This window comes from Hyphomonas polymorpha PS728 (assembly GCF_000685315.1).
Classification (GTDB): Bacteria; Pseudomonadota; Alphaproteobacteria; order Caulobacterales; family Hyphomonadaceae; genus Hyphomonas; species Hyphomonas polymorpha.
This window is the reverse complement of sequence record NZ_ARYM01000025.1, coordinates 13,234-38,345: the sequence shown is the minus strand read 5'-3', so window position 1 is coordinate 38,345 and position 25,112 is coordinate 13,234. Positions and strand designations below refer to the sequence as shown.

General features: G+C 60.7%; 18 protein-coding genes. 8 read left to right on the top strand and 10 right to left on the bottom strand.

Features of this window, described 5'->3' with window-relative positions:
- Positions 1-3 precede the first annotated feature (3 nt).
- Together HPO_RS16705 and HPO_RS16700 are read right to left on the bottom strand one after the other, a co-directional pair.
- A complete protein-coding gene (locus HPO_RS16705; RefSeq protein ID WP_035601330.1) occupies positions 4-810 on the bottom strand; it encodes a hypothetical protein in 807 nt (268 codons plus the stop codon).
- Positions 811-812: 2 nt separating this feature from the next.
- Positions 813-1,778 (bottom strand): hypothetical protein, encoded by a 966-nt coding sequence (locus HPO_RS16700; RefSeq protein WP_035601328.1) that lies wholly within the window; start codon positions 1,776-1,778, stop codon positions 813-815.
- 187 nt (positions 1,779-1,965) lie between these two features.
- Here HPO_RS16700 and HPO_RS16695 point away from each other — a divergent pair, with 187 nt between their 5' ends.
- The 4 genes from HPO_RS16695 to HPO_RS16680 all read left to right on the top strand — a co-directional run bounded on the left by HPO_RS16695 (position 1,966) and on the right by HPO_RS16680 (position 8,290).
- On the top strand, positions 1,966-4,695 hold the full coding sequence (locus HPO_RS16695; protein ID WP_051612727.1) for a protein kinase domain-containing protein: 2,730 nt from the start codon (positions 1,966-1,968) through the stop codon (positions 4,693-4,695).
- Positions 4,696-5,085: 390 nt separating this feature from the next.
- Positions 5,086-6,540: a TolC family protein gene (locus tag HPO_RS16690; protein WP_157532899.1), complete on the top strand. Its 1,455-nt coding sequence runs from the start codon at positions 5,086-5,088 to the stop codon at positions 6,538-6,540.
- Entirely contained in the window at positions 6,537-7,874 is a 1,338-nt protein-coding gene (locus HPO_RS21025) for a multicopper oxidase family protein (RefSeq protein ID WP_035601325.1), read from the top strand. Before HPO_RS16690 ends, HPO_RS21025 begins: the two co-directional genes overlap by 4 nt.
- A 20-nt stretch (positions 7,875-7,894) precedes the next feature.
- The gene (locus HPO_RS16680) at positions 7,895-8,290 is read left to right on the top strand and encodes a copper resistance CopC family protein (RefSeq protein WP_162174061.1); all 396 of its coding nucleotides are present in this window, start codon (positions 7,895-7,897) and stop codon (positions 8,288-8,290) included.
- A 36-nt stretch (positions 8,291-8,326) separates the two neighbouring features.
- On the opposite strand, the gene HPO_RS16675 is transcribed toward HPO_RS16680, so the two are convergent.
- Genes HPO_RS16675 through HPO_RS16665 form a run of 3 tightly spaced genes read right to left on the bottom strand, consistent with a single transcriptional unit; the run spans position 8,327 to position 9,626 of the window.
- A complete protein-coding gene (locus HPO_RS16675) occupies positions 8,327-8,905 on the bottom strand; it encodes an RNA polymerase sigma factor (RefSeq protein ID WP_051612725.1) in 579 nt (192 codons plus the stop codon).
- Positions 8,902-9,345: a Spy/CpxP family protein refolding chaperone gene (locus tag HPO_RS16670; RefSeq protein ID WP_035601319.1), complete on the bottom strand. Its 444-nt coding sequence runs from the start codon at positions 9,343-9,345 to the stop codon at positions 8,902-8,904. The genes HPO_RS16675 and HPO_RS16670 overlap by 4 nt, the downstream gene beginning before the upstream one ends.
- Complete coding sequence (locus HPO_RS16665) at positions 9,342-9,626, bottom strand: hypothetical protein (protein WP_035601318.1); 285 nt, start codon at positions 9,624-9,626, stop codon at positions 9,342-9,344. Before HPO_RS16665 ends, HPO_RS16670 begins: the two co-directional genes overlap by 4 nt.
- Before the next feature lie 319 nt (positions 9,627-9,945).
- Here HPO_RS16665 and HPO_RS16660 point away from each other — a divergent pair, with 319 nt between their 5' ends.
- From HPO_RS16660 to HPO_RS16640, 4 genes are all read left to right on the top strand, one after another.
- Positions 9,946-12,609, top strand: a complete 2,664-nt coding sequence (locus tag HPO_RS16660; protein WP_051612723.1) for a TonB-dependent receptor — start codon at positions 9,946-9,948, stop codon at positions 12,607-12,609.
- 49 nt (positions 12,610-12,658) lie between these two features.
- Entirely contained in the window at positions 12,659-13,366 is a 708-nt protein-coding gene (locus tag HPO_RS16655) for a hypothetical protein (RefSeq protein ID WP_051612719.1), read from the top strand.
- On the top strand, positions 13,363-15,198 hold the full coding sequence (locus HPO_RS16650) for a PepSY domain-containing protein (protein WP_035601311.1): 1,836 nt from the start codon (positions 13,363-13,365) through the stop codon (positions 15,196-15,198). The genes HPO_RS16655 and HPO_RS16650 overlap by 4 nt, the downstream gene beginning before the upstream one ends.
- 362 nt (positions 15,199-15,560) lie before the next feature.
- Positions 15,561-16,747, top strand: a protein-coding gene (locus HPO_RS16640) for an IS3 family transposase (RefSeq protein WP_157532898.1) whose coding sequence is annotated in 2 segments (ribosomal slippage) — positions 15,561-15,813 and positions 15,813-16,747 — 1,188 coding nt in all. Because the reading frame shifts where the segments join, the coding sequence is not laid out codon by codon here.
- Between the two features lie 834 nt (positions 16,748-17,581).
- On the opposite strand, the gene HPO_RS16630 is transcribed toward HPO_RS16640, so the two are convergent.
- The 5 genes from HPO_RS16630 to HPO_RS16610 all read right to left on the bottom strand — a co-directional run bounded on the left by HPO_RS16630 (position 17,582) and on the right by HPO_RS16610 (position 24,974).
- Complete coding sequence (locus HPO_RS16630) at positions 17,582-18,808, bottom strand: type II toxin-antitoxin system HipA family toxin (protein WP_035601302.1); 1,227 nt, start codon at positions 18,806-18,808, stop codon at positions 17,582-17,584.
- The gene (locus HPO_RS16625) at positions 18,801-19,133 is read right to left on the bottom strand and encodes a helix-turn-helix domain-containing protein (protein ID WP_035601300.1); all 333 of its coding nucleotides are present in this window, start codon (positions 19,131-19,133) and stop codon (positions 18,801-18,803) included. The genes HPO_RS16630 and HPO_RS16625 overlap by 8 nt, the downstream gene beginning before the upstream one ends.
- A gap of 461 nt (positions 19,134-19,594) precedes the next feature.
- Positions 19,595-20,419, bottom strand: coding sequence for a hypothetical protein (locus HPO_RS16620; protein WP_084324397.1), 825 nt, complete (start codon positions 20,417-20,419; stop codon positions 19,595-19,597).
- The gene (locus tag HPO_RS16615; RefSeq protein ID WP_051612717.1) at positions 20,416-22,125 is read right to left on the bottom strand and encodes a calcineurin-like phosphoesterase C-terminal domain-containing protein; all 1,710 of its coding nucleotides are present in this window, start codon (positions 22,123-22,125) and stop codon (positions 20,416-20,418) included. Before HPO_RS16615 ends, HPO_RS16620 begins: the two co-directional genes overlap by 4 nt.
- Positions 22,125-24,974, bottom strand: coding sequence for a TonB-dependent receptor (locus tag HPO_RS16610; protein WP_162174060.1), 2,850 nt, complete (start codon positions 24,972-24,974; stop codon positions 22,125-22,127). Before HPO_RS16610 ends, HPO_RS16615 begins: the two co-directional genes overlap by 1 nt.
- Positions 24,975-25,112 lie beyond the last annotated feature (138 nt).

Sequence of the window (25,112 nt, the reverse complement as noted above, 5' to 3'; positions counted from 1 at the left end):
GGGTTAGTCGAGCTGAATGAACTCGAACTGGCGTTCGTCGTTATAGCGTTTGCTGTAGATGCCGTATTCGGTGATGCGGCCCTGGATAACGAGACCGTTGCTGCGCCGCTGGATGCCGGTGAGCTCGATCTTTGTGTCGAGGTCCACCTGGCGGCTTGTGTGCTGGAGGATTTCCTGGGCGCGGCTTGCCTCCACCGGCCAGAAGAAGGCGCTGGCCATATTGTCGAGCTGCAGGCTGACCTGTTCCCTGCCACCGAAATTCACCTGATTGCCGGGGGAGAAGGCGGTGAGGTAGTAGCCGCCCCGGCCGCTGTCATACTGGCTGAGCTGGGAATTGAGGCGGATCTGAAGGACGCCGACGCCTTCGGTGGAGGCGTAGATGTCGGCCAGGCGCGCGGTTTCCGCTTCGAGTTTTGCCGCCTTGCTGAATTCGTCCGCATACTTCACTTCGTAGACTTCACTGGCCCAGGCCGCGAGCGGGGGCTCCCGGTCTGTGAGGCGATAGGCCAGCAGTGTCATCTGGAAGTCATCGGGATAGGCGAGCGTGGCCGTGCCAAAGGGGCTGGGGCCCGGCGCGGCAGCGGCTTTCGGGGTATCGCCCTTTGCCTTGGCATCTTCCTTGGGCGCCCAAGCGGGCTTGGCGGGCGTGACGCCGGTCTCAGAGACGGCAGCGGGGGCGCTGGCCGCGCCAGCCTCCGCGCCTTCTTCGCCGGAACCTCCGGCCGGGCCCCCACAGCCTGCGATCAGGACGGCAGCAGCCAGAGCGGCCAATGCCGGAAGACAGAATGATCGAGTGTTGATCCAGCGCATGATCAGAGATCCACCTTGGTGTTCTGGGCTTTCTCAAGCTCGTCGGTGCGGCGCTTGTTCTCGATCTCGTTGAGCTCGTTCTGGAACTGGTCGCCAAACTCGTAGAGGGCGGTCTGGTCGAACATGCCGACGCTGAGTTCTTCCACCACGTCCGGGTTTGAGCGGAAGGTGCGGATCATGGCAGTGACGGACATGCCGCAGCCACTGCTCCAGGACTGGTGTTCATCGCCCCGGCCATTCACGCCATTGGCGCACTGGTTCAGCATGGGGTGGGCTTCGCTGAGGACGTTGCCGGCAGAATCGGCGACCCAGTTGTATTCATTGACGTAGCCGAAATAGTTCGCGTCGCGGCCTTCATATTGCTGGTAAGGGCCGTATTTTTCGGTGAGGGCGGCCAGGACGGCGGCCTTGGCCGGCATTTCGCCTTCCTTCCAGTTCTGGGTGCGCCAGACGCCGTGGACTTTCTGGTTGCCCGGCACGCCGGGGGTGGCGAGGGTGATCTTCTCGGAGATGAAATCCCACTGGCGATTGCCCGCGCCGCATTTCTGCATGGCGTCATACGAGCCATAGCTGCATTCCTTGTTCTCGCCGGTCTGGGCGGTAATCCTCTGCTTTTCGAGACGCATCGTGCCGGTTTTGAGGCTGTAGGGGCTGAAGAACTCGTTGTCATAGGTGACGAGGCCATCGGGCATCTGACAGGCGATAGCGTTTTCGGCCTCGGCGAAGGTCATGCCGAGCCTGAAGCCGGCGATGTCCGGGCCGGGGAGGTCCTTGTTGAGCTTGACAGGGCATTTGGGCTTTTTGGCCTTGCCGCCATCGGCTGAAGCGGCGGCCGGGGCGCTCAGGTCGCCGCCGCCATCATACCCGTTCTCGTCAAAGCCGCCTGAGGCTTCGCTGCCACCCCCGCATGCGGCAAGGAGGAGGGCTGAGGAGATTGCCAGGGCGAGGCCGAGCTTTCCGAATTTCATGACTGTGATGCCTTTCAATCGACCGCCCGGAAGCGGCCGGTGCGGGAACCTTGAGATTCGTTTGAAATCTGAGGCGCGCGCGGGCAATAATCTTCACGGAGGCATCACGGATTTCTAACGCCGCGATAGGATCTTTGATTTCACTGGTTTTTCTGGTGGCGTGCGGCGTGGGTACGCGGGGCGGATGATGGACGATCTGAAGCGTGAAGAAGTCCCGCTCTACCGCTACCGGTTTGGCGCGGCGGAATTTGACGAGGCGAGTTTCGAGTTGCGCGTGGGCGGGCTGGTGGTGGAGCTGGAGCGGCGCCCGCTGGAAGTGCTGAGCCTGCTGCTGCGCCATGCGGGCGAGGTCGTCACCAAGGAGGAACTGCTCGACACGGTCTGGCAGGGGCGGATCACGGTCGAGAATGTGCTGGCCAATGCCATCACCAAGTTGCGCAAGGGGCTGGGCGAGACACTTTCCGGACAAATCCGGACACAGGCGCGCATCGGCTACCGGTTTACCGGTCAGGTGGAGCGGGTGGCGGCCGGGCGGCGGCTGGTCAACCGGCTGGACCTGAGAGCCGGGCAGCCGGTGCCGGGGCGTAGTCATTTCATGCTGCGCGAACAGCTATCGGGCACGCGGGGCAGCGAAGTGTGGCTGGCGCGGCATGACAAGACCGGGGAGCTGCGCGTCTACAAGTTCAGCCCGGACGGGGCGCGGCTGGCCTCGCTGAAGCGGGAGGCGACGCTGGCCCGCGTGCTGCGCGAGAGCCTGGGCGAGCGGGACGACATTGCCCGCGTGATCGACTGGAACTTCGAGACCCCGCCCTTCTTCCTGGAATGCGAATATGGCGGGGAGAACCTGCTGGCCTGGGCCGAGCAGGAGGGGCGGCTCGCGGCGATGCCGGCGGAGGAGCGGCTGGGGCTGGCGCTGCAGACGATTGATGTGGTGGCCGCCGCGCATGAGGCCGGCGTACTGCACAAGGATCTGAAGCCGGCCAACTTCCTGGTGGCGCCCCGCAAGGGCGGGGGCTGGCAGGTGCGCGTGACCGATTTCGGCGCGGGTGGGCTGGTTGAGCAGGGGCGGCTGGAAGACCTGGGCATCACGCCGATGGGCATGACAATCGGTGAGGGCGGATCGGGCAGTTCGAGCATGGGGACGCCGCTATACATCGCGCCGGAGATACTTGATGGGCAGGCGCCGTCGGCGCGGTGTGATGTCTATGCGCTGGGGGTGATGCTGTATCAGATCCTCACCGGGAACATGAGGAAGCCGCTGGCGACGGGCTGGGAGCAGGACATCGGCGACCCGCTGCTACGGGAGGATATTGCCGAGGCGACGCATGGCGATCCGCTGCGCCGGATAGCGTCGGCGGGGGAACTGGCGGCGCGGCTGCGGGCGCTGGAGGCACGGCGGGCGGCGCGCGCGCGGGAAGCGGCGCTGGCGGCGGAGGCGGACGCGGCGCGAGCCGAGTTGGAGCGGGTGAAGACGCGGCGGCCCTGGGTGACGGCGACCTTTGCGGCGCTGGTGGCAGGCTTTGCGGCGAGCGTGTGGCTCTACCTGCAGGCAGCCGATGCCAGGGCGGTGGCGGAGATGGAAGCGGCGCGGGCCGAAGCGACCGGCGGGTTCCTCCGTGATCTGCTGGTGAATGCCGATCCTTACCGGCCGGGTGGAGCGGGGGACGTGACCGTGCGCGCGGCGCTGGACAAGGCGGTGGGCGGGATTGGGCCCCGGTTTGCAGATGATCCGCTTACGGAGGCTTCGATTCAGCAAACGGCGGGGGAGATCTATTCGAGCCTGGCGGTGTATGACGCCGCTGCCGAGCGCAAGGGGCGGGCGGCAGACCTGCTGGCGGAATTTTACGGGGAGGGCGACCGGCGCACGCTGCTGGCACGCTACCGGCAGGCCGAAGCGCTGGCGAATGCGTCCAGGATTTCAGAAGCGGGCGCCGTGCTGGACATGGCGGACAAGACGCTGATGCTGCGCCGCGAGGGCGACGCGCAGCTGGCCTTTGCGGCGGCGCAGACGCGGGGGCGGTATTATCTGGTGCAGGCGGATATGGAGCGGTCTGCCCCGTTGCTGGAGGAGGCCGTTCGCCTGCTGCCAGAAGCAATGCCGGATGATCCGGAGACGGCCTATCGCCTGAAGATGGATCTTTCGCAGATCTACAGCCGGGTGGGGCGGCATGAGGACGCGGTGGATCTGCTGGCGGGGTTGCAAGATCCCTCTCATGCGGCGGCCGGCGTGAGTGAGGCAACGCGGGCGCGGGCGACGATGTTCCTTGGCGCGTCGCTGTTCTACGCGGGGCGGTATGACGACGCCGAGCCTGTGCTTCAGGATGCGATCCGCCGTCTGACGGATGTGTTCGGGGCGGACGCGGCGCAGGTGGTGGAGGCACAGAGCGCGCTGGCCAATCTCTATGCCACGTCCGGCAATTGGGAGCCGGCGTTGCCGCTGGTGACGGATGTGCGCGCCAAAATGTGCGCGCTGCATGGCGAAGACCATCTCACCTGTCTTATGACACGGGGCAATGAAGCGGTGTTCCAGTGGTTCCTGGGCGACGCGGAAGGGGCGGTAGCAAATCTTGGGCCGGTGGTGGACACGTTCCGGGCACAGCTGGGGCCGGACTCTCCGGCGGTGCATGTGATGGCGTATTATCTGGCCATGGCGCAGCTTGAGCTGGGGCAGGCAAGCAAGGCGATGGCGCTGGCAGAGGGGCTGGACGCAGGCAAGCTGGCAGCGGGCAGCCCGGGGGATGGCTGGGATACGCGGGTGGCGGGGCTGAGAGGCATCGCGTTGATCCGGCTGGGTAACTGCGCGGCAGGGCGAGCGATGCTGGCGCCGGCGGTGGACGCGATGAAGGTGGGCGGGATGCAACCATGGATACTGGAGGATTACGAGGCGGCGTTGGCGGCGGCGCCGTGTGGAGGCTGAGGTCGGTTATGTCCCGGCTATGGCCGGGCCGGAATCTCCACATTTTATCAAGCAAACTACGGGATTCCCCAACGACGTCGAGTGCATGGGACTGATCTGAATGGAGCCGTTAGAAAGTTGATAACGAAATCCGCAGTGCAAGGGTCAGGATTAGTGTCGCGTGTTTGCCGCAGAGTTGGTTCTCCCGACAAGCCCCGGCGCGTGGTGGTTTCCTGACAAGTCAGCATTGCCGATCCGTCGAGCGCTCTCCGCTCGGCGCATATGTGTCTGCCTGATAGCCCTTTGTCGCCCGGAATGGCACTGCGCGGTTGCTGCATATAAGTTGAGGGAGGGGGCGTCGGGGCGCGTATCCTCAGTAAACAAGGCCCTATACGACGTGAAGGACAGCCCATGAAGACGCTCCGTCAGCGACGGGTTCTCGGACCTGGTTTGCTCCTGCTTACGGCTTCGGCCTGCGCGAGTGTGCAGCCTGATGCAGGCTTCACTGACATAAGTAAGGTGGTTGAGGCGCGGACAGGGGCAGCGCCTGTATGGACACGGAGCCAGGCCAGTCAGGCAGAGGCTGACGCCGCAGCGGACCGGTTACTGGCAGAACGTGTCGGGATGGATGAAGCGGTGGCATTGGCCTTCCTTACCAGTCCCCGTCTGCAGGCGGAACTCGAAGTGCTGGGGATAGCGCGCGCCGATCTGATATCTTCTGTGCTTCCTACTGCGCCTTTTCTTGAAATTTCAAGGCCAACCAGCGGGAACATCCTGAGCCTTGACGTATCTGCGTCCCTTCTCGATCTGATCTTCTGGCCGCAACGCGCGCAGGCAGGCAAGGCCGCGATGGAGGCTGCGCAGGCGCGCGCTGCGGCCGTCCTGGCAGACGCCGCGGCAGACGTGCGCATTGCGTTCATAGAGCATACGGCTGCGGTGCAGGCACTCGACCTTTACAGGCAGGCCGAGGCGGCCGGGCAGGCGGCGCAGCTGGCGGCTGAAGCCATGTTTGAGGCAGGTAATATCGCGCGGGTGGATTATGACCGTCAGAGACAATTCGCCGCGCAGATGACAGCTGAGCGAATGCGCGCCGAGGGGCAGGTCGGACCTACGCGGGAACGGCTGATCGCCATACTGGGCCTGACGCAGGAACGCGCGGAAAAGCTGCAGCTGGTCTCACGTCTGCCAGCACCCGCAGAAGCGGCGCTGGATACCGGGCGGCTGATCGGGGCGGCGATGGATGACAGCCTTCAGGTCGCAGCCGCCGAAGCGGATATGCGACAGATGGCAGCGGGTCGCGGCCTGCGCAATATCGAAGCGCTGATGAGGGATGCGGAGTTCGGTGCGGAATTTGAGCGCGATGGCAGCTGGTCTGACGAGTCCTACAGCCTCGGCCTGGCTTTGCCGGTTGATCTGGGAGTGGCGGGCCGTCAGCGGGTGGCATCTGAGATGCGCCAGGCTTTTCAGAGGCTGCACCAGGCGCGGCTCGACAGTCTGGCAGATATCCGTTCATCAGCCCAGACCGCAGAAAGTGCGCGCGCTCTGGCCCTGTTCCACCGTGATGTTTCCCTGCCAGTTTCCGCAGAGGTTTTTGATGGCGTGGTGCGCGACTTCAACGCGATGCAGATCGGCATGTTCGAACTGTTGCAGTCCCGCCGTGACCGTGTGGATGCGGGGCGCGACTATCTTGAAGCCGTGACTGATTACTGGCGCGCACGGGCGGAACTGGAGCGTCATGTGCGCGTCAGCGACTTCGAGTCCGGCGCGGATACCGGGAACGAGGATGATCATCCGCAGTCGGAGGAGAAGCCAGTGGAACATAGCCCGCCCGATCCCAATCAACATCAGGGGCACGACCACGGATGAGCAAGATCAAACTCAGCAGGCGCGATGCCCTGACAGTCGCCGGACTCGCCGTGGCTGGCGCTGGCATGGCAGCGGGCAAGGCATCCGCGCAGACCGCAGGCAACCAGTTCCACCATGCCCGGACAGTTGAGCCGGGCAATTACCCCCCGGGCGCGCCAGGCGAGGACTACACGCCGGTGATCACACCAAATGGGGTGACGTTGCCCTATAAGGTCGCTGGCGGGGTGAAGGTGTTCCATCTGATTGCTGAAGAAGTGCAACATGAGTTCGCGCCCGGTCTTACGGCGACCTGCTGGGGGTTCAATGGACGGGTGCACGGCCCCACCATCGAGGCCGTCGAAGGCGACCGGGTGCGCATCTATGTGACAAACCGGCTGCGGGCGCCTACCTCCATACACTGGCATGGCCTGATCCTGCCTTCAGGGATGGACGGTGTTGGGGGGCTTTCCCAGCCCCTGATTCAGCCCGGGGAAACCTTCCGCTACGAGTTTCCTCTCGTGCAGCACGGCACCCACATGTATCATTCTCATCATGATGAGATGACCCAGATGGCGCTGGGGATGATGGGTATGTTCGTCATTCATCCGCGGCGTCCGAAGCGCCGCGTGGACAGGGACTTTGCCATCATGCTGTCGACCTGGAAGATTCGCCCCGGTGCGCGCAGGCCTGATCCCAACGAGATGACTGACTTTAACATTCTGACCTTCAACGCCAGGGCATTTCCGGGCACGGAGCCTATGGTGGTGCGTCAAAATCAACGGGTACGCATGCGTGTGGCCAACCTCTCGGCGATGGACCATCACCCGTTCCACCTGCATGGCCACACGTTTCAGGTCGTCGGTACCGATGGGGGGGAGATCCCTGAGACTGCCCGCTGGCCGGAAGCAACGATCCTCATACCTGTCGGCTCTGCACGGACGATCGAATTCGTAGCGGACAATCCCGGAGACTGGGCGGTTCACTGCCATATGACCCACCATGTGATGAACCAGATGGGGCATGACCTTGAGAATATGGTGGGCGTGGATCAGTCCGTTTTCTCCGGCCTCGTGGGCGACCTGGTCCCGGGCTATATGGCGATGGACGGCAATGACATGGCCGCCCATGGCAAGCACGTCGAAATGGGCCATATGCGTATCCCGGACAATGCTATCCCGATGGTGGGCGCGCAGGGCCCCTTCGATCACATTGGTATGGGCGGAATGTTCACTTTGCTGAAGGTGCGCCCCGGAATTACCAGCTACGAAGATCCGGGCTGGTATCAGGCACCCGAAGATACAACTGCGCGCCTCGCACGCGCCGATGAGATCCAAAAGGACGGTATCGATATATGATCACAATCAGGAGACACCAGATGATTAGTACACGTATTATTGCGATCAGCCTTGCGGCAGTAGCCTTTACTTCTGTTCCCGCAATCGCCCAGGGGCATGGGCATGGCAGTTCACATACGTCGCACGGCGGCATGAAGGGCGTTTCCGCCTCGGTGCCGGCTAAAGGAGAGATCGTCAAAGGCAGGGTGGAAAAACTCGTCCTCGAATTCGAACACCCCATGGTTCCCAAATCCGTGCAACTGATGACTGAGGGGATGGAGCGTATTGAGATCGACGCTCAGCTGCCGGTAAAGCCGGTGGAGCGTGTCGAGATCCCACTCAGCGAAACGCTGGAACCGGGCGGTTACCAGGTCAGCTGGCGCGCAGGCGCGGACGACCACGAAATGACCGGCTCCTTCACCTTTGCGGTTCGATGACTGGCAGGGGCGGTTCTGCGGGATCGCCCCGGCTTTCTAACGGCGCCGGTCTGTTTTCAGAGCGTCCGCCAGAACTTTCCGCGCGCGGTAGAGGCGGTTCTCGACCGCCTTGGCCGTCATCCCGAGAATTGCGGCAGTTTCCGACATTGAAAGGCCCTCCATCGCAGTCAGGATGAGGGGCGCCTTGAGCCCGTCCGGCAGCTGCAATATCGCGGCTTCCACAGCGCGCAGCTCATCACGTTCTGCTGCGATGATCTCTGGACCTGGAAGAGGGGATGCAGGATCAACGGGTTCATCCAGCCGGCTGGTGCGCGGTCCAAAAACAAGGCTGCGGATTTTCGCCCGCCGGGCCGTATCCCGGCACTTGTTCAGGGCAATTGCTCTCAGCCAGATGTCGAAGGATCTGTTCGTGTCGAAGCGGGCAAGAGCTTTCCAGGCAGAAATGAAGGTCAGCTGGACGACCTCATATGCTTCGTCGCTGTCACCGGTGTAGCGGCGCGCGAAGCGATAGAGGCTTTCCTTGTGCCGCCGCATCAGCAGGGTATAGGCACGCTCCTCTCCGGCGCGCGCCCTGCGGACGAGATCCGCATCCTGCCCGGCGGGTTCGGGACTCACAATTCCTGTTCAGTCAGATAGGCCGTGACGGTGGCGTCAAACCTCGTCTGCTGCTCTGGGGTAAGTGTCTCGCGGATTTCGAAGACATATCGGATGGTTTCCATCTGAAGCTCCCCCATGGCAAGGTGGAAATCCTCGATGGCGGCCTGGACTTCGGCGCTGAGCTGGCGATCTGTCTCAATGCTGGCGGCGAGGCGGGCGTTGGCGGCCCGCATCTCATTTTCCCGACGCTGCCGCTGAGCTGAATAACGCGCTTCGATTTCCGCCACCTGAGCACTTTGCTGGCTCGTGAGCCGCAGATCCCGGTGGATCATCTGGTGCAGAGAAGGTTCCTGAACGCGCGAGGCGAAATAGGTGGTTGTAGACCAGGCGGCAACAGTGCCTGCCAGGGTGGCCAGCAGGAAGCTAACAAGGAGATAAGTTCGGGCAGACTGAATCATGAGTGTTTCGCAAGCAGCGTCGAGGGGGCCAGCGGCGTGTTAGCGGAGAAAACGGCCATATCATGGAAGTCCTGCTGGGAAGGTGTGCTGACCACGGCGGTCGCAAAGCCCATCAGCAAGGCGAAGAAAGTCGCCGTCAGCGGTAGTGTACGCACCAGGCTAAAGGCGAAATTTTCGCGCTGTGCGTCGATGCGGTTCCATACATCCGCCTCCAGTTGAGAAAGATCAGTGCTTGCCGGTGTTTCGGAAAGGCGGGTCAGAAGGCGATCAACCTCAGTCATGCGAATATCCTGTGTTCGTTCAATTAGTACGCTGCCGGAGCGCGGCCCCCTCAAAAATTGTGCAGCGAGTAGGGCCCTGTGGTCAAACCCGACAATTTTGTAACAAAAGCGTGAGGGAAGCCTCATACCCGGACGTACACCTATTGACGCGGACATTCAGTGCTGCGTGAGCCGTGGCCGCCTGGGAGGGGTCATTCCATCTTTTGACGCATGAAAACATGCAAATTCATCCTGCCATGAGTCCGTATAAGGATTGGCGGATCCTTCAAGAAGGATAGAAACATTGCATTGCATTACTGCCAGACTGCTTGCCGCAACAATGCTTGCGGGAAGTGGAGGAACAGGTTTGGCTTTCGCTCAGGAAGCTGAGGCTGACACATCCGCGCTCTCCATGGAGGCCGTCCGGGTCACGGGGAGCCGCATCCAGAGACAAGACATTACCGGACTCGGGCCGGCAACGGTCATGGACCGTTCGCAGATCGAGATGACCGGAGTGGTGGCCATCGAGCAGCTGCTTGAGCGTCTTCCTGCGACGGCCGGATTTGCGGGTAACCAGACAAATGCCTACTGGACGTCCAATGGCTACGGGACGACGCAGGTGAACCTGCGCGGACTGGGGGTTAACCGCACGCTGGTCCTCCTGAATGGCCGCCGCGTCGTCAGCGGGGGTACGGGGGCAAACAGTTCGGTCGACCTGTCTGTTATCCCGGTGTCAGTTATTGAGCGTATCGAGGTATTGAAGGATGGTGCGTCGGCGATTTACGGCGCCGATGCCGTTGCCGGTGTGGTCAACATCATCACGCGGGAATTCGAAGGCTTCAACACCAGCGCACGATACGGAATTACTGGAGAGGGGGATGGCGCCGAATACAACGCCGACGCCATCTGGGGTATCGTCTCAGATCGCGGCAGCCTGAACGCCTCGATCAGCTACCAGAAGACTGAAGCTGTCAACATGGCCGACCGTGCAGCCTGCTCCCTGCGGGAAGCCAGTGGCAGCCTGGAATGCTATGGCAGCTCGGCAACGATCGGAGGGCGCGCGCTTCTGGCGGACGGCTCCCGGGTCAACTTCAATCAGGTTCCCGGCGGTGACGGCGATTTCTATGAGCCTTATTCAGCAGGCGCGCACAACTTCGCCTCCTTTCCGTATCTGAACGCCGTCAACCCGATCGAGCGTGTCTCTTTCACCTCGTTCGGCCGGCTGAACCTCACCGACGAGATCGGGCTGTTCACCGAATTCCTTTACACCAACCGCCAGTCTGAACAGCTCGCGAGCCCCGGCAGCCTGACCAACATTGCCATCGCAGCAGACCATCCGACGAACCCGACGGGGCAGAATCTTATTCTGGAAAGCCGCCGCCTGCTGGAGCAGGGCCCGCGGTACTTCTTTCAGGATGTCAATACGTGGCGCTTCGTTGCCGGTCTTGATGGCACTCTGCCGAATGGCTGGGCCTGGGAGGTTGCTGCCAATTACGGCCGAAATACGGGCGTGGACGGATCAACGAACATTGCCAACAGGCAGCGTGTCGCCGAAACACTTGACACTTCGCGCTGCAGCAACACGCCCGGCGCAGCGATCCCCTGCGGCGACTATCTCGGCTATGGCGATCTCACGCCCGAAGTGCTCGACTACATCTTCTTCACGATGCGCGGCACGGGCGGCAACGAGCAGACCAGCCTGACGGCAGATATCACGGGCGACCTGTTCGAGCTTCCCGCCGGCGCGCTGGCCTTTGCGCTGGGCGGCGTTTACCGCAAAGAAAAGGGCTGGCGTGATCCCGACCCGCTGACGGTACTTGGCATTGCCAACACCAACCAGCAGGAACCGATTTCCGGCGAGATCGCCGCCAGCGAGGTCTATCTTGAAGTCTCCGCCCCGCTACTCGCCGATCTGCCCCTGGTCGAGAAGCTCACCCTGGACGCCGCCATTCGCTATTCGGATTACGATGTCTTCGGCGGCGACACCAACTACAAGCTGGGACTGGATTGGCAGGTCACTCCCGCTGTTCGCGCGCGGGCAACCTTCGGCACGGCGTTCCGCGTGCCCAGCGTTCCCCAGCTTTTCGGAGGGGTTGGCGAGGGCAATCTGACGACCACTGATCCGTGCAGCGGTTATTCATCTCTGCCGGGAGGTTCGGTCATTGCGGTAAACTGTGCAGCCTCGGGCGTTCCGGCAGGTTATGTACAGCTCGGAAATACGATCCTTACGCAGACGGGAGCCAATCCGAACCTGAAGCCGGAAAGCGCCGAGTCTCACACCATAGGCGTGGTCTGGCAGCCCGCGTTCGCGAATGGCCTTACATTGACGGCGGACTATTTCAACATAGAAATCGAGGATGCGATCCGCTCTATCCCCGGCTCGACCAAACTTTCGGTCTGCTACAATTCCCAAAACCTGAGCCATCCGTTCTGCAATGCAAGTCATTTCACGCGCAATCCGGTAACCGGCGAGGTCAACTACCTCTCCGCCCAGCCGGTTAACACCGGCAGCGAAACGGTCTCGGGAGTCGATCTGGCCGCAATATACGGTTTCGATCTTCGCGGCCTCGATGCCAGTCTTAACGCCAACATCACCTACCTCGACACGTATGAAGTTACGCCTTTCCCGGGCGCTGCCCCGCTCGTGTTCGACGGATATATTGGTGGGGGCAATGGTGGCTTCCCGGAGTGGCGCGGTTCCGGCAGCTTCAGCCTGTCAGGAGACAAATGGTCGACAGCCTACACGATGCAGTGGATCGGCGAAGCGACCGACTTCAATGCCGCGCCCGGCGCAATTGGCCATAGCACGCCAAACGTGTTCTACCACAACGTCCAGGGTACTTACCGTCTGACCGAGAAAGCCTCGCTATCGCTCGGTGTGGACAACCTGTTCGACGAAAGCGCTCCGTTCATCGCGAGCTGGACGGACGCCAATACCGATACCATGACGTACGATCTGATGGGGCGCCGCTTCTACATGCGTCTCAACTATCGCTGGTTCTGAGGGATCGCCGGGCGGGAAAACCCGCCCGGCCGCCACTTGGGAGGTGGGAATGAAGCCGGTAACCCTGTTCCGTAAAATGCATAGATGGGCGACACTGATCATTGGTGTGCAGGCAGTTTTGTGGACACTGGGCGGGGTCTACATGACTGTGATCCCGCTTCCCATCATTCATGGCAAGCATATGATGTCAGATGTTCAGCCAGCGGAAATTGACTGGGCACGGGTCGACATCGATCCTGGGCTGGTTCTGCTCGCAAATCCTGATGCCCATCATGTCCGCCTCACGATGTTTGATGGCGAACCTGTCTATCAGGTGATGGGTGAACGCCATTCGCTCATCAGTGCTGAAACGGGGAAGGTGGTTTCGCCCGTTTCCGAGGAGTCCGTTCGCCGGGTCGCGCGAACAGATTTCGCCGGAGACGCAGAAATCATCGCTGTCTCGCTGATTGAGGACGACGTACCTCTGGAAATTCAGAACGCGACCCCGCCGCTTTGGCGCGTAGATTTCGCAGGCTGGAACCAGCCGAGCTTCTTCTATTCCGCTGAGACCGGCCAGTTCGTGTCTCGGCGCCACAATCTCTGGCGCGGCTTCGACATCGCCTGGATGTTCCACATAATGGACTACAAAGACCGCACGGATATGGACAACTGGCTGCTGAGGATAATGACCGCCATCGGCCTCTTCAGTGCCCTGGCAGGCATCGGCCTGTTGATTTACCGGTTAGGAGGCCGCAAGCGGCCGGAGGCAGCCCGATGATCTTCCTCCGGTGGCTCCACAAATGGCTGGGTCTCATTGTCGGGGTTCAGATGACGCTATGGATGCTCAGCGGTTTCGCCATGGCGGCCATGAGCATGCATCAGGTCAAAGGCAGCGACCGTCGCAGCGAAGCCGCGCGCCCGGCGCTCGATCGCAAGGTGCAGCCCCTGGCTGCCATCCGGACCTCTGTGGAAGGAGCGCAGTCGGTTGAGCTGCGCGATGGTCCTGACGGGCCCGTCTATCATATCGTGACACCCGCAGGCATTACCCTGCTCGATGCATATACCGGCGCTCCTTATGAAATTACGGCAGAGCGGGCGCGGGCGTCCGCTGCCACAGACTATTTCGGTCCCGGCAAGCCGGTTTCGGCAGAGCCGCTTACCGCCCCCTTCACAGAACTGCGCAAGCATGCCGGGCCAGTGTGGCGTGTGAACTTTGATGATGACCGCAATACCACGCTTTACATTGACGCCGTCACCGGCATCGTGCTGGAGCGCCGCAACGATATCTGGCGCGTGTTCGATGTATTCTGGATGCTCCACACGATGGACTATGTGGGCCGGGACAACTTCAACAATCCTCTGGTGATTGTTGCCGGACTTGCAGCGCTCTGGCTTTCCGTGAGTGGCTTCATACTACTCTTTTCGAGCTTCCGCAGGGGTGATTTCGACGTCTGGTCTGCTCTCCGGCGGCTTCGAGGGGATACGGTCGTCGGCGCCGTTGGGGCGCCGGGCAGGGAGGTGAGTAATCTCGCTTTCGCCCCGGGACTTTCGTACTTCGATGCCTTCGCCAGAAATGGTTTGGACCTGCCATCGAGTTGTGGCGGCGCGGGAAGCTGCGGACAATGCGTCATCCGGCTTGGCTCAGAGTTCAGGGCAGGGAAGGATGAGTTGAAACATATATCCGCAGTTGACCTGGAACAGGGGTGGCGGCTGGCATGCCGGCACCGTGTCCGGCCGGACGCACAAGTCGAAGTACCTGCCGGGGTAATCGACAATGAAGTAATCAGTGGGCAGATCAGTGGCGTGCGGTTTCTGGCGCCCTTCATCAAGGAGATCCGCATCCGGCTTGATCAGCCGCTGCGCCGGCCGTTCGTTGCCGGCCAGTATGTCCAGCTGCTTGTGCCGCCCGGAGATATCCGGGTGGATCGAACCGGCTTGCCAGACGCATGGCACTGCAGCTGGTCGAAACTGCCGGAAGAAATCACTACCTCCGGGGCACAGGAGATACGCAGAATTTATTCCATTGCGATCGCCCCGCATGAACATAGCCGGGATCTGGTGCTAAACGTTCGCCTTGTGCCCCCTTGCCGCGTACAGACTCCTTGGGGGCGCGGATCGAGCTATGTCTTCTCCTTGCTTGTCGGAGATGCCGTAAGATTGTGCGGGCCGTTCGGGCGGTTTGCCCCCTCCGCAGACGCCAGCTCGCTTGTTCTGATCGGAGGCGGTTCAGGAATGGCGCCGCTGCGCTCCATCATCCGGCATGAATATTCCGCACACGGACAGAAACGTCCGGTGCGCTTCTTTTACGGTGCGCGGGAAGAGAAGGGTATTCTCTATCGGGAAGAGTTCGACCAGCTCCGGGAGACTGCGGCCGGGTTTGACTGGGTTGTCGCCGTATCCGACGGGCCCGATGATGCGGACGTCTGGAAGGGGCCGCGCGGTTTTATTCACGAAGTTGCCAGAGAGGAGCTTTCGAACGTCGTGGGAAGCCTGGGGGACACAGAATTCCTGATCTGTGGTCCTCCCGCCCTGATTGAGGCTTCCAGAGAGATGCTGTTAGCGCTGGGGGTCCCACGGAACAGGATCCGATGCGAAGATTTTGGTGTTTAGCGGGCATCCACCGTCTGCCATGTCCCGGGTTGGCAGCGTTCAAATCCGGACGGGAGGCGTTGGTGCCAGAAACACCGGGAGGCGCGACGGGTTGCTGTGAGTTGCCCCGCTCAACAAACGCCACCGCTCGGCGACGAAGATCCTTCGAATATGCCTCAGCCATGAGCCACCTCCTGAAAGGAGTGAATCACAATCCGCTCAAACTGGGAATCTTTGATTCTGCGTGACCGCGCGACGCTCTAAAGGGAAAAGGGTGAGCAGCCCCAGCTTTCGGAACTCAGCGTTAGTATTCGCCCAGTGACCTGCCACTGAGATTTTCCTCCAGATTGAGTTAGAGTCCGGCCCTCAGGAAGGACGGACAGATGAAGCGATCCCGTTTCAGTGAAGAGCAGATCATTGCGGTGTTGAAGGAGATGGAAGCCGGCGCGAAGGCGGCGGATCTTTCCCGCAAGCACGGTGTCTCGGAGGCGACCCTCTACAACTGGAAGTCTCGCTATGGCGGCATGGATGTTTCCGAGGCCCGGCGCCTTAAGGCACTGGAAGACGAGAACGCGAAGCTGAAGAAGCTGCTTGCAGAGTCGATGCTGGATGTCGCGGCGCTCCGCGAGCTCTTGTCAAAAAAGTGGTAGGGCCCGCTGCCGAGCGCGCCGCAGTCGCGCATCTGCAGACCGTCATGGATTTATCAGAGCGGCGGGCCTGCCAGATTGTCGGAGCAGACCGGACGATGGTTCGGTATCGCTCACGCCGTCCGCCTGAGACGGAGCTGCGCACACGGCTGCGCGATCTTGCCAATGAGCGGCGTCGGTTCGGCTATCGCCGCCTGTTCATCCTGCTGCGCAACGAAGGGGAGGCTTCAGGTGTGAACCGCATCTACAGGCTCTATCGCGAAGAAGGCCTGTCCGTGCGCAAGCGCAAAGCCAGGCGGCGCGCCACCGGCACGCGGGCGCCCATTCTCGATGAGGCCCGGCCCAATGCGCGGTGGTCCATCGACTTCGTGCATGATCAGTTCGCTTGCGGACGAAGGTTCAGGATCCTCAACCTCGTCGATGACGTGACCCGCGAATGCCTTGCCGCAATCCCTGACACATCGATTTCAGGACGACGCGTAGCACGCGAGCTTAGCACCGTGATCGCGCGGCGAGGACGCCCCGGCATGATCGTCTCGGACCATGGCACCGAGTTCACTTCGAACACGATGCTGGCCTGGGCCGAAGATCACGGCATCGCCTGGCACTTCATCGCACCCGGCAAGCCGATGCAGAACGGATTCTGCGAGTCGTTCAACGGCCGGATGCGGGATGAGCTTCTCAACGAGACTCTGTTCCATGGCCTCAAACACGCCCGCGAACGCATCGCGGAATGGGTCGAGGATTACAACCATCGGCGCCCGCATTCGGCGCTCGGATACAGCACACCGGCCAGTTATGCGGCCCGGTTCCCCGCAACGAACGATCGGCTGCGCGATATGGAAAAGCTCCGCCAATCGTTCGTTGCTAACCCCGCGCCGGAAGGCGTACAAACCGCCGAGGCTCTAATCCCGTCCGGATGAAAGTTCAGTGGCAGGTCACCAGATGGTGGCTGACCAACCTTAATCTAGGGATCCACATTCAAACTCACGGTCGCGCGAATTGAGAAGTGCTGCACATTTTGCTGCACAAGCTGCTACACATCGATTCAAAATAATTAAATCAAAACAATGATGTGTGGCGTTGCTGCGTTGGCGGAGAAGCCCTTCCTCTCCGCCAGGTTTTTCTTGTAACACCTTGAAATTATTAAATATTTTCTTGATAATTCGATGCTTGCTTCTTGCGCTGATGTCATTTTGCTGCACACCCACTGCATCTGAGGCCGAGCGGTGTGTGGCGGAGTATTGGCGCCCGCCGAGGGTGCGGGACCAATGGGGAGTGGTATTGGCCTGGAGCCGATGACACCCTGTCCGCCATTTTTTGCGCGACTGAGTGAAAGTGGCCCGGGCACTTTCATCATCGCCTTTGGTGCCAAATTCTGCGCCGACGTCCAGAATGAGATGGTCAGGTTTGCACAGCTTGCGACGCTGTATTCCGGAGCCCAGCTTCCAGAAATGGCTCGTGGAAAGGACGGTAGGATGTGCCGGATTCGGCGGGACCTCTTCGGTTACGGCCTTGACCGGGAACGCTATGGGAAGGGCGCAACGCTGGACCAGGTTCAGAAGCTCATGATGGGGATCGCGCTCTGAGGAGCCGGTTAAATGGCTGCTTGGCGCCCCGTACCCGCAGGCTTACAAACTGTCGATGCCCTCATCCTGTTCGCCTGATAGTGCAGTGGCAAGTCAGCCTCAATGACCTTTTCTCGTTATGAGAGTGTTGGGATTTTTTATTCAGTATACTGTCAAAATTATCCAGCGCTACTCTTTTGCAATAGGCAGTTTCTTGAGGTGAGCATCAATCGCCTCGGTGACAGCTTTGGGCTGGGGCAGATTGTTCTTCTCGGCGGCCCAGCTTTGCTGAAACCGCTCAACCGTTTCTTTGGCCACTTCGAGGACCGCCTTCTCAGGAAGCCTGGCTTTCGCCGCAAGATGAGACAGTTCATCGAGGGTAAACTCGTCAAACCGTTTTGTGCGGCTGAATTTCAGCGCCGCATAGTCATCCTGTATGTAGGGGATTGTCGAAACAAAATCATATGCAGGCGCAAGCCTCGCGCTACGCTGATCCGGGTAAATCAGTGACCAGTTCTTCAGATGCATGTCGGCATTGCCGATCAGCGTGTTGAAGGTCAGCCGCCGGATAAATTCGGCGATATCTGCTTCGCCGGTTTCTGCCGCCAGAACCTCTGCAATGTTTCGGTGGCTGGCTTTCTTGTATTTGCTGTGGGGATAGACGCCAAAGACCTGCGCAAAATCTTCAATATGGATCGGCGAACCCGGCGCTCTGTCAAAGCGCTCAATGATAAATGCTTTTCCGCCGATCTTCCCGATACCTTCCGGGAGATTGCGTATCGCGTCCACGTCAATGAGCTGGATTTGCGGGACGTTGATGCCGACACGCCGTGCCAGATCCATCATGGCGAATTCGTTTTCAGGCACACCTTCAAATTCGCGGGAAGGGAGCTTAACAATCCATGAGCCCCCCACGCCCGATGCCGGGATTGTCAGGCCGCCGCGCGTCTCGTTGATTGCGGAGAACTTGAGCTGGACGCCCGCGAGCGAGAACCGCAGCGCATTCGTCTTTGCTGCCTTCCTTGCCTCCTCGCTGTTTCTCTCAGATGCTTCATCGGGCCAGGCATCATCTTCTGCAGGCTCGATAGTGATGGCGCCGGGCAAATCCCGCCCGAGCACCCAGAGCAGGAAAAACTCGCGTTCCTCACTGAGGTCTGCGCGCTCTGCCAGATAGCGGCGCATATGCCCTTCGGGCAGCAGATTGGAAAAGAATGGTGGCGCCTTGGTCTGGGTCGGCCGCAAGGAGGTGATGAGATTGCCCTGGCTGTCCTTGAAGCTCAGGCTGAGCGTCGGCCGTCTGGGATCGTTTATGTATTCCTTGTTGAAAGCGAAGATGATGCGGTCTCCGGAGAGCAGCGTCAGAGTGCCGACGGGGTTGCCGTAGAGCAGAACGTTGAGAACGGTGACGTTACTCATCTTCGTCCTCCTCGTCGTCATCAAGGCTATAGGCAGGGCGAACATCGGTCTTCATGCTGCCACTCCGATCCGCGAACGTCTCCACATCGCGCACCAGCGCCTCAACCGCCGGAAGCGCTTTGCGGGGGATCAGCTCCAATTCAAGATCAAGCGCGCGGGACAGCGCGATCAGGCTGGAGAGCCGGAGGTCGCTTGCGCCATTCTCGATTTTGGAAATCTGGGCCTGTAACAAGCCCGTCTTCGCGGCCAGCGCGCGCTGGCTCAGGCCCTTGCGCGTGCGCGCAGCCTTGAGTTTGGTGCCGATGTCTTCCAATTGGTAGGGCATGATAGCTTTTTCTATATCAAAGTCATTAATTGATATATTTTAGAATATCAATTATGATCTTAAAAAGCAAGCGGTGATATAAAATTTTATATCGTTCTAAGCTTTTGATATGTTCAGATATATCAAACTACGATCTCCAGATCATGAATCGAAAATATGATCTATCGATCATAAAACGATCCTTTGGGATCGTTTGAGTAGTGAAAATGAGGGCGGGTTTGGTCGCATAAATGGCCGGTTCACGGCACCTCAAAGCGCCTTAAAGATCAGGTCATTGCTGCCTGTCGCAGCAGATGTCTGGCCGGAAGTTTGACGATCACATTGAGGGGCCAGCTGGGATGCAGCGTGATCGCGGGGGGGGGCACCGAGGCTGCGGCCGACGGACCTGCATCCCAGCAAGCTGGTGATCCCACGTTCCGCCAACGAAATCCCGGAAGGTCAAGAATGTCCCATGCCAGGCTTTAATGGGGGATGCGGCTCACGACGATTTCCTGCCGGCTGCGCTCCAGCGTGTAGATCACCCAGGGCTCTTCGGGATCCCAGGCGAAGCCCTGGCCCTCTGCAGGAATGGCAATGGTTTCTTCCCAGACCAGTTCCGAGCCCGCCACCGGCAGGCTCAGCGCATAGAGGCGCGGCTCATCATGGCCGGTGACATAGAGCCGCCCATCCGGACCCCAGGCACCGCCAGAGGCGCTATAACCGTGGAACGCATCGATGAGTGCTGGCGGAAATGCGAAACTTTCGAGTGTGCGGAATTCATCATCGGCTTTGACGAGCTGTGACCATTCCGGCCCGCGATCAGGCGGCGAACCGCGGCCCGCATAATGCACGAAGCCCAGCCACCAATAGCCGTCATGCCGGTCTGCCCAGACGAATGAGCCGACTGACTGGCCGAAGCTGACCGATCCCAGATGTCCCAGCGTTTCCGGATCGAACCATTCCAGTGAACTTTGCTGGGGCAGGGCAGGATAATTGGAGTGCGCACTATAGAGCCGGCCGTCCAGAACAATCCCGCTATTGAGGTGAATGAAGGGGCCGCCCTCAGCGCCCTCCCAGCCTAGGATGGGCGCGCCGGTCTCCTTGTCATAGCGGCCGATGGCATGGTTGTTGATCGCAAAGATCGACCCGGCATCTGCCGCCACCGCCTGACGGGCCTCCGCGGCCGGAAAACGGCGCAGCTCAAACGCTTGGCGTGTAACAGCGGCAGGATCAGCCGGTTCAGCGGAGGCAAGCGGCGCGGAAAGTATCAGGCAAAGGGTTGTCACCCCCATCAGTGGCCGGATCATGGTTCGGAACGCTCCTGCGGCTTGCTTTCAATCTGGCGATAGGCGGAAACCTGTTCAGGCGTAATCCGGCCATAGGGATAGTCCGGCGCGTGCGCTTCGATCTCGAAGCGCTCGGTCCACTCACGTCCCCATGCATCAATCGCCCTGACTTCGAAGGCGTGCCTGCCCGGCGGCAGAGTGGTTGGCAGGCGGGCATACCAGAGGTGGTGAGACAGCGCGGCGGGTGGTGGGCGGCTGCCGGGAAGCCGCTCGGGGCTCAGATCGCGCAGCAGGGTCTGGCTTTTGTAAAACGGGTCCACACTTACCACCGGGCTTAGTGAGCGCCAGTCCCCATCCGGAAGATAGCGGACCTGGACAGTTGTGTCCGCGTCGCCATTGAAGACATTCACATAGAGCGGCACATCCCGCTCATGTGTGGTCATGTGGCGAGGTGCATGCAGGCGCATCTGGAAGTCTGCCGGCGCGCCAGCCACCTGATAGTCCATGCGGTAATCCGCATTGGTCAGGATCAGGATTCCGTAGCCCGGCGGTGTCCCGTCCCGCATAAGGCTTTCGGGCAATCCATCCGCATCCGGCGCGCCGGTCCACCAGGCGCCGGAGGCGGTGCCCACGACCCATTGATGCAAGGGCGCTTTGCCCTGCCAGATGTGCGGATCGCTAACACGGAAATGGCGCTGCATATGCGTATGCCCTGAGAGGATGAGGACCTGCCGGAACGGCTTCAGTGTTTCGAACAGTGCGGCGCGCTCCTGCTCGGCTTCCGGTTCAATGTCTCCGTTTTCGGGAAAGAAGGGAATATGGGCGGCAACGATGACGCGTTGATCCTGCGGAACATGTGCGAGCACATTGCGTGCAAAAGCCAGCGTATCCTCACTGAGCCCGCCTCGATACGCCTGGCCGGACCCATCCTCCAGGGGTGTACGGATATTGTTCAGGACAAGAAAGAAGGTCTGACTTGCCCCATGAAAGAAGCCGTAATTGGTTGGGCCAAAATACCGCTGATAGGTTTCCGTGGAATAGGCTTCTGCGGTGTCGAAGTTCAGGTCGTGATTGCCCGCGACATGGAACATTGCGCCGGGCATGCCGGCATTCGCCTCAAGATAAGGCTCGAACAGGCCGAGATCGTTGCGCACGACATCGCCCAGCACCAGGCCGAACTCGAAATCGCGGCGCCCTGCCAGCGGTTCCACGAAGCGCTGGCGATAATAGTCGATATGCACGCTATGGTGCGGCTGCGGGTCCGCGATCAGCAGGATGCGGGCCTCCTCGGCCTCGGCCTGACGGCGAAGCGGGAAGTCGATGCTTTGCGGCAAAGGCCCGGTTGCGTCGATGCCCGGATATTTCAGGTCGGGCGATCCATGTTGCCGGTGCAGATAATAGAATTGCGGGACCTGCTGACCGGAAACAGGTGAAGCCCAGCCGCCCGGCGCAATGACGAAGATCGTCTCGTCCTGACTGGCAGGGAGCGTCCAGCCCCCTTGCGCGTCGGTAACGGTAACCTGCACGCCATTCGAGACCATGACGCCGGCGATCCCTGGCTCACCGGCATCGCGCTGCCGGTTGCCGTCGAGATCCTCGAATACGATGCCGGTCGCCAGGGTTGGGGCGGAGGCCTGAGCCGCACTGACGCAGCCAGAAAGACATGCGGCTATGCAGAGCCATGCGCCGAAGCGCATGGCCCGCACCGGGGCAGATATGTGCGGCATTACAGGCGCCATTTCACACCTGCCCAGCCCGTCCAGGAATAGATTTCCTCCGCCGTGAGCCGATCACGCTGCCCGCTGAAGGCGGATTCAGAGGCATTGTTGAGATTGCGCGCATTGACGAAGAAATTCAGCCTACTGTTCATCTGATAGCTGATCCGCGCGTCCAGCGGCGCGCGCCGGGCGCGGTAGCGATCAAGGTCATCATTCCGGCCAATACTTGTGAGGAAGTCGCCGGTATAGCTGACCGCGATGCGGGCAGAGAGCGGTCCCTTCTCATACATCGCCGCGACGTTGCCTATATGGTTCGGCTGGCGGATATAGTTCAGCGTTTCGCCCGGGCGGGAGAAAACCTCGAGCGAGGAGTCCGCATAGGTGTAGTTCACGCTCGCCCCCAGCCCGTCGAACGGGGCGGGCAGGAAGTCGAAGAAGCGCTGATAGTTGAGCTCCAGGCCGGTGATGCTGCCGGCATCGGCGTTCTCTGGCCGTGAGAAGTTGAGCTGCTCAAAGAAAAAACCCTCAAAATCGACATTCAGGTCCTCGAAGCTCCGCTGGAAAACAGCGTTTTCGATCTTCTTGTGGAAGAGCGCAGCAGACATGATGCCACCGCTGGCCGGGTAATATTCGAGGCTGAGGTCGTAATTGGTCGACCGGTAGGGCTTCAGGTTGGGATTGCCTTCTGAAACGCTGCCGACGAGGCCGCCACTTTCCTCATTCTGGAACACGTTGAATGAGCGTACCGGGCGCAGGTCCATGAAGGGCTGGCGACCGATCGTGTTGGTCCAGCTTGCCCGCAGGAGCAAATCTTCCGCGGGCTCCCAGCGCAGGTGGAGGCTCGGAAAAAAGTCCGTATAGCTCTCGCCGCCGCTGATGGTGCGGATATCGCCTGTGAACGACCCAGCCTCGAAGAATGTTTCATTGGCGCTGTACTTGCCTTGCGTGTGCTCAATCCGCACGCCGCCCAGGACGTTCAGCTTCCCCATATTGATGCTCAGCAAACCGTAGGCGGATGTAATCTCCTCCCGGCCGTCATAGTCACCGCCGGTCGAAGCCAGGATGGAGTTCTCATCATTGTAGACGAAGTACTCAGGCCGGTCGTTCAGGAACCGCTCCAGATTCTGGATGTTCAGCCTGGGGCCATAGATGTAGCGCCCGTCGAAATAGCTATCGATATCCGGCCCGGCAAAATCGAAGTCGCCGAGCGTAAAGGCTTGGGCCGGCAGATAGTTTTCGTTCTCCCGGTCCTGAAGCTTGTCCCGGCGCAGATAGCTGGCGCCGGTTTTCCAATAGGAAGGATGCCCCGCCAGTTCGATATCCTGGCGGAAATTCAGGCGCCCAGAGAAAATCTCCTCGCGCTCAGTGTCAGTGCGGCGGCGAACGCGCCGGAAGGGGTAGTTGTCCGGGTCGAGATAGGCTTCGATATTGTTCGGTGTGACAACGATCAGGCGACCGGACGTATCGTAGGTGTTGGGAAAGCGGTTTCCAGTCGTCCGGAACTCCCAGTCGACGCGCCGCGGTGTTGCTTTCTCTGCAGAGGAATAGCCCGCTGACCAGTCCAGTGTAGACCGGTCGTCCAGCTTGTGCTCGCCCGTCAGAGAGGCTGCATAGATGGTGTCTTCCTGCAGGTACCAGCGAAACTCACGCGTGATCTGGCCGCCGGCAAAACGTCCGCCATCCTCGGTCTGCTCGCTCAGCGTGTTGCGAGCAAAGTTATAGGCCGTCTTCTGGCGTTCTTCATCATCGCGATGGCTGTTGAAGTTTGCATTCAGCCGGATTGAATGGTTGTCATTCGGCCGGTGCTCAAGGGCCATGGTCACGCCCCAACGGCGGCGATCAACGTTGTAGTCGAACAGATCCCGTGTCGAAGGCAGGAAAGCGCCATTGACGTTCTGCCATCCATCCGTGCTCATGCGATGTGAACCAATGGTGCGTTGGGAGAAGCTGCCGGACATCAGCAGGCCCCAGCGTTCATCACTCCCCAGCTTGGTGCCGAGGGTGGCGCTGCCGCTCCACAGCGTGTTGCCGCTCGCGTCGTTGTAGCCGACCTGAGCGTTGCCGCTGTGAAAGGTTCCCTTCCGCAGGAACGGGCTGGCCGTTGTGATATTGATCCCGCCGCCAATGGCATTGTGATCCATGTCCGGGGTCACGGCCTTGACGACTTCAATCGTGCCGATGAGATCGGACGGGATGCTGTCCATGCGCACAGCGCGGCCCGAATTGCCTCCCGATCCGCCACCTTCCGGAGCGCCGATCGGTTGGCCATTGAACGTAATATTCATCAGTTCAGGATCAATCCCGCGGATACCGGCATACCGGCCCTCACCCTGGTCATCCAGCGAAAACAGGCCGGGCATGCGGCGCAGGGCTTCAGCGGGAGTATCATCCGGCAGCGCGGCGATGCCATCACTGGTGACAACTTCGCTCAGATATTCAGCATTGCGCTTGAGATCGAGCGACCGCTCCAGGATCAACCGCTCACCGATGACAACAACGGTATCCATCGTCGCCTGATCCGGTTCGGGCACGGTGCTGCGGCGGGGTGGCGCAGGTTGCGGCGGTTGGGTGCGCACAGGCGTGCTCGCCGGCGCGGGTGCCGCGCGAAGCGTGAAGCTTCCCTGCTCATGGTCGGCGATGATCACGCCGCTACCTTCAAGAATCCGCCGCAGCGCGTCTGCAGGTGGCAGAATACCATCAACGGCGTTCGCTGAGCGTCCGCGCACAAGGTCCGGCGAGTAAAGTACCTGGGCGCCTGATACCCGCGCAAACTCTATAAGGGCTTCATCGAGCGGCTGAGCGGCAATTGCGAAAGCCGTCTGCCTTGCCTGCTCGGCCTGCGCAGCAGGCGCGGTCATCCCGGCGCTCAGCAGTGCGATGACGCAGGCCGATGCCATACAGTTTGCGCGGCGACGAAATGATTTGCGAGTTGTGAAATTGTCTGGTCGAGCAGTCACGTTGGTACCCCGATTTGCAGCCCCGCCCCAATCGCGGCA